The organism is Pseudomonas sp. BN417, assembly GCF_029871205.1.
GTDB lineage: Bacteria > Pseudomonadota > Gammaproteobacteria > Pseudomonadales > Pseudomonadaceae > Metapseudomonas.
This window is the reverse complement of record NZ_SSOJ01000071.1, coordinates 1-4,987: the sequence shown is the minus strand read 5'-3', so window position 1 is coordinate 4,987 and position 4,987 is coordinate 1. Positions and strand designations below refer to the sequence as shown.

Below are 4,987 nucleotides of genomic sequence, written 5' to 3'. Positions count from 1 at the left end.
CCGCGTCCTGTCAGGCGCGAGTCACCCCTCGCCCGCTTGCGGGGCGAAGAGGCACGCTGTCGGAAGCACCGCTTCCGGTGCCGATGAGCGNCTGAGCGCGAAGCGATCAGGCTGGGGCGCAGGGCGGGGGCCGGGGGAGAGGGATGTGTCAGGCCGGTGCGCAGGTCTGAAAGGTCCGTGCTAGGCGCTTCTATTCGGTTCTGCAACAGCTAACGCAGACATAGCCAATGAATTCGCCCCTACAGGTAGATCTGCCCCGAGAGAGCTCCTCAGACCGCCTCCATCACCACCACTCGCTGGCCGGCGCGCACCGGCGAGCCGGGTTGTACGCGGACTTCGCGGACCACACCGTCGCGCGGAGCGGTGAGGGGGATTTCCATCTTCATGGATTCGAGGATCACCAGGATGTCGCCGGCCTTTACGCTGGCGCCTTCCTCCACCTGGACCTGCCAGAGGTTTCCGGCGATATGGCTTTCGATGGCGTGCTGGCCGGCAGTGAGTGGCGCGTCCTCGCCCAAGTCGGCTCGACGTCTCTGGTACGGGCTTTTCGGCAATCGGCAGGTGAGGCAGGAAGGAGTGGGCTGCGCGTTCCTGGGGCGTCCAGCGTCAACTTGGTGCGTTGCAACAACTGGAAAAGGATTTTTCCGACAGGCAACGCGCGTTGAAGGGTAGGACCCGTTGTCCAACGAAGTGGGAGAAATCCCAGTCGCCGACATATGTCTGCGCCGTCCCCAGCGGTCGAAGGAGGCCGCCATGTCCTACCGATCATTCTTCCTCGCAGTGCTTAGCCTGGCCCTCGGTGGCTGTGCCGTTTACGACTACGACAACGACTATTACGGTCGCCGCTACTACGATGACGACGACTATCGGGTGTACAACCACTACGACCGGCCGGACGCCACTTACTACATCGTCGACCATCGCCGCCACGATGGCTTCCGTCACGACAGGTTCCGCAATGACAATTTCCGCCATGACCGGCGTTTCGATGGGCGGCGGAACGACTTCCAGATGCACAAGCACCGTTTCGACCGGCGCTTCGATGACCGTAAGTTCCACCATGATCGGCGCTTCCACGACCAGCGCTTCCACGACCAGCGCTTCGATAACTACCAGGAGCGCCGCCACGACTACACGCCGCGCCTGCGAACCTGGGGCCGGAACGACGTCCAGCCCAACAACCGGCAGCATTACCGGGTGCAGCCCGGCTATGAAGCTCGCCCGCATTACAACCCACGCCACAACAACCGCAGCGATTGGTCGATGGGCAACCGCCGCTAGACCGCGGGGAAATCCCGATCTTCCTCCAGCAACAGTTCCCGCATCGCCCGCGCAGCCGGAGACAGGCTGCGCGCGGCATGGCTGACCACGCCATAGGCGGATGAGGTCCGCGTGCCGCGCAGGGGCTCGAGCACCGCCAGGCGTCCGTTGGCGACGTCGTCGGCCACCACGTCCCAGGGTGCCATGCTGATCACGTCGCTCTCGGCCACCAGCGCCTTCAGCACCATGAAGTTGTCGCACTCGATGCCCAGGGACTTGGCGCTGCCACTGAGTTCGCCTATGGCCCTGGCCACCTCGGCGGGCAGCTGGGTGCCGGCCAGCGCGTAATCCGCCAGCTCGGAGATCGCCAACGGGCCGCGACCCAGCAGCGGATGGCCGGGCCGGCAGAACAGGGTGCCGGGGTGGCGGCGCAGGGGAATGATGTCGAGCAGGGGATCGCCGTCGAACTCGCGGACATCGGCGACGAACAGCTCGAGGGCATCGTCCAGCAGCCGCTGGCGCAGGCTGTGCCAGTTCTCGATGCTGAGCTGCACCTGCACCCCCGGATGGTTGCTGGCGAACCGGCCCAGGGCGCGCGGCACCAGCCGCGCGGCGGGGTAGGGGCCGGCACCCAGGCGCAGCTCGCCGCTGTCGAGGTTGTCCAGCTGAGTCACCGCGCTACGCAGGGCGCGGCTGCCATCCAGCAGACGCCTCGCATGTTCCAGCACCAACCGGCCATGGGCGGTCAGGCTGATCTGCCGCGGGCCACGGTCGAGCAGGGAGCAGCCCAGGCTGGATTCCAGGGCCTGGATGCTTCGGCTGAGCGCTGGCTGGCTGAGGTTGACCGCCTCCGCCGCGCGGGCGAAGTGACCGTATTCGGCGAGGGCGACGAAGTGGCGGAGCTGGCGTAAGTCATTCATGCGTGATCTGCATCGTTATAGGGAAAAGAATGCATTGGAATTATTAGCAGGCCCCTGCCAGCCTGTCTGCGCCCATAACAACAATCCCGAGCGAACCATGCGCATCACTACCCGTTTCAGCGGCCTGCTGCTGGCTGCCGCACTACCCCTGGGCGCCGACGCCGCCCTGCCGGAAGAGTCGATCGAGCCCAGCATCAACGCCGAACTGGCCGAGCACACCAAGCACTTCAGCGAGAAGGTCTACAAGATTGCCGACAACGTCTATTCGGCGGTGGGCTGGAACCTCGCCAACAGTGTGATGATCGATGCGCCGGAAGGACTGATCATCGTCGACACCGGCGAGTCGGCGGACCAGTCGCGCAAGGTGCTGGCGGAGTTCCGCAAGATCAGCGACAAGCCGATCAAGGCTATCGTCTACACCCACTTCCACCCCGACCACATCAACGGCGTGAAGGGCTTCATCAGCGAAGAGCAGGTGAAGAAGGGCGAGGTGCAGATCTACGCCCAGGAAACCCTGCTGGAGAACGTGGTGACCCAGGGCGCCCTGGTCGGCCCCATCCTCGGCATGCGCTCGGGCTACAGCTTCGGTGCGGCCCTGCCGGACAGCGACAAGAAGGACATGAACGCCGGCCTCGGCCCGCTGGCCCATGAGGCCTCGTCCACCTTCATCGCGCCCACCATCACCTTCAAGGACAGGCTCGACACCACCATCGCAGGGCTGCCGGTGCAGTTCCTACATGTGCCCAGCGAGGCGCCGGATGAGATCGTGCTGTTCCTGCCGCAGAACAAGGTGCTGATCAGCGCCGAGGTGACCCAGGGCCCGACCCTGCCGAACATCCACACCCTGCGCGGCACCAAGTTCCGCGACCCGGTAGTGTGGGTGAACAGCCTCGACAAGCTGCGTGCCTTCCAGGCCGACTACATGGTGCCGCTGCACGGCCAGCCGGTGTCCGGCAAGGACAAGGTGGAGGAGGTGCTGCGCATGACCCGCGACGCCATCGCCTACGTCCACGACCAGACCGTGCGCTGGATGAACAAGGGCCTGACCCCGGACGAACTGGTGGAGAAGGTCCAGCTGCCGGCCTACCTGGCGGGCTACACGCCCTACCTGCGCGAGTACTACGGCACGGTGAAGCACAGCGTGCGGCAGATCTACCAGGGCTACCTGGGCTGGTTCCAGGGCGACCCGGTGGACCTCGACCCGACCCCGCAGGCGGAGAAGGCCAAGCGCCTGGTGGCCATGATGGGCGGCCGCGACAAGGTGCTGCTGGCCGCCGGCGACGCCTACCTCAAGGGTGAGTACCAATGGGCTGCCGAGCTGGCGAGTTATGCCATCCGCCTCGACCATGAGGATAAGCTGGCCCGCGAGATCAAGGCCCGCAGCTTCCGCCGCCTGGGTTACGCCAGCATGAACATCAACTGGCGCAACTGGTACCTGATGAGCGCCATGGAGCTGGAAGGCAAGCTCGATGGCGACGCCGCACGGCAGCTGTCCCAGGGCATGCGTAATGCCTTCCTTTCCCCGGATATGCTGAAGAACCTGCCGGCACGCATCTTCCTGCAGAACTGGGTGACCCGCATCGACCCCGAGAAGAGTGCCGACGTCAACCTGACCCTGGGCTTCGTCTTCCCCGATATCGATGAGCAATGGGCCCTGGAAGTGCGTCGCGGCGTGGCCCAGCTGCACAAGGGCATACCCGATGGCACTGCGCTCAAGCTGACCTTCGACAAGACCTACCTCGACACCGTCATCAGCGGCGAGAACGGTCTGCTCAAGGGCGCCCTGCTGGGCGACGTGAAGGTGGACGGCAACCTGCTGGACATCAAGACCTTCCTCGCCTGCTTCGACTTCGACGAGGCGCCCATCGCCCTGACCCTGCGCTGATCGGCGCGCCGGCTGCCTTCCAACCGAGGGCCTGCGGCTGCTTTCCAGCCAAAAGTGCGGAAGGCAGCTGCGGTCGCCCGCGGCACACTGCGGGGATCATCCCTCGACTGGAGAACCCCCCCGATGCATGTCCTCTCGTTTGCCAAGGGTGCGCTGGCGATGTTCTGGCTGGTGGCCCTGCTCAATTTCATCTACCCCTTCGGCGAACCCCTGCACCGTGGCCTGCTCTGGGCTTCGGCGGCGATGTTGCTGGTCCATGTGGGTGAAGCGGCACTGTTCAACGGCAGGTTGAAGACGCGGCCGTTCCCCTGGCTGGAGCGGTTCCAGGTCCTGCTGTTCGGCTTCCTCCACCTGCGCGGTCTGCGCTGAGCCCTTTGGTGGGCTTAAGCGGAGCGCCGCCCGGCCCACCCTACGCCTGGCCAACCCGCAGGTTGGGCTGAACTCGGCGAAGACCAGCGATCCGTGGCCCAGGTCGAACACCGACCTTGGGCTGCCCTTCGCTTGGCGCAAACTTGCATGCAAATGCGCTGGGCTTCGGCCTTGGCCTGCAGCATCGACCTGCCGCTGATCGCCGAGCGGGTGGAGACCGAAGTTGAACTGGGCGTGCTGCGGGAGATGGGCATCCAGGGCGTGCAGGAGCGGTTGCTCGGTGCGCCAGCGCCCTGGCGCTAATGCTCAGGACGGGCGATATGCCTGTAGGGGCGAATTCATTCGCCAAGGGGCACGCAGTGCCCCGGGAATTTGCCCGGCAGGCCGGCGGCCTGCATAGCGAATGAATTGGCTATGTCTGCATTAAGTGTTGCTAGAACGTCCTGAGCCAAGCTGCTTATCGAGTCGGCTGCGAGTCCCTGTTTCGCCTCCCGGCGAGTCTCTTTTGGCAGTCGCCCCAAAAGAAACCAAAAGGGCTTGCCCCTGCATCCGG

General features: G+C 65.0%; 6 protein-coding genes and 1 pseudogene. 4 read left to right on the top strand and 3 right to left on the bottom strand.

Features of this window, described 5'->3' with window-relative positions; all coding sequences use genetic code 11:
* Positions 1-269: 269 nt before the first annotated feature.
* Positions 270-524 (bottom strand): annotated as a pseudogene (locus E8F11_RS07995) (acetyl-CoA carboxylase biotin carboxyl carrier protein subunit); the annotation flags it as partial.
* Between the two features lie 229 nt (positions 525-753).
* Here E8F11_RS07995 and E8F11_RS07990 point away from each other — a divergent pair.
* A complete protein-coding gene (locus E8F11_RS07990) occupies positions 754-1,281 on the top strand; it encodes a hypothetical protein (RefSeq protein WP_280288306.1) in 528 nt (175 codons plus the stop codon).
* Here E8F11_RS07990 and E8F11_RS07985 read toward each other — a convergent pair.
* Complete coding sequence (locus E8F11_RS07985; RefSeq protein ID WP_280288305.1) at positions 1,278-2,180, bottom strand: LysR family transcriptional regulator; 903 nt, start codon at positions 2,178-2,180, stop codon at positions 1,278-1,280. The two genes, E8F11_RS07990 and E8F11_RS07985, sit on opposite strands and share 4 nt — an antisense overlap.
* A 97-nt stretch (positions 2,181-2,277) precedes the next feature.
* On the opposite strand from E8F11_RS07985, the gene E8F11_RS07980 reads away from it, so the two are divergent.
* The 3 genes from E8F11_RS07980 (at position 2,278) to E8F11_RS07970 (ending at position 4,737) form a co-directional block, all read left to right on the top strand.
* Positions 2,278-4,065 (top strand): alkyl sulfatase dimerization domain-containing protein, encoded by a 1,788-nt coding sequence (locus tag E8F11_RS07980; protein WP_280288304.1) that lies wholly within the window; start codon positions 2,278-2,280, stop codon positions 4,063-4,065.
* Between the two features lie 123 nt (positions 4,066-4,188).
* Positions 4,189-4,434: a DUF1145 domain-containing protein gene (locus E8F11_RS07975; RefSeq protein ID WP_280288303.1), complete on the top strand. Its 246-nt coding sequence runs from the start codon at positions 4,189-4,191 to the stop codon at positions 4,432-4,434.
* Positions 4,435-4,581: 147 nt separating this feature from the next.
* The gene (locus E8F11_RS07970; RefSeq protein ID WP_280288307.1) at positions 4,582-4,737 is read left to right on the top strand and encodes a hypothetical protein; all 156 of its coding nucleotides are present in this window, start codon (positions 4,582-4,584) and stop codon (positions 4,735-4,737) included.
* A gap of 35 nt (positions 4,738-4,772) precedes the next feature.
* Here E8F11_RS07970 and E8F11_RS07965 read toward each other — a convergent pair.
* Positions 4,773-4,987: hypothetical protein (locus E8F11_RS07965; RefSeq protein ID WP_280288302.1), on the bottom strand; the 215-nt coding region annotated here is incomplete at its 5' end.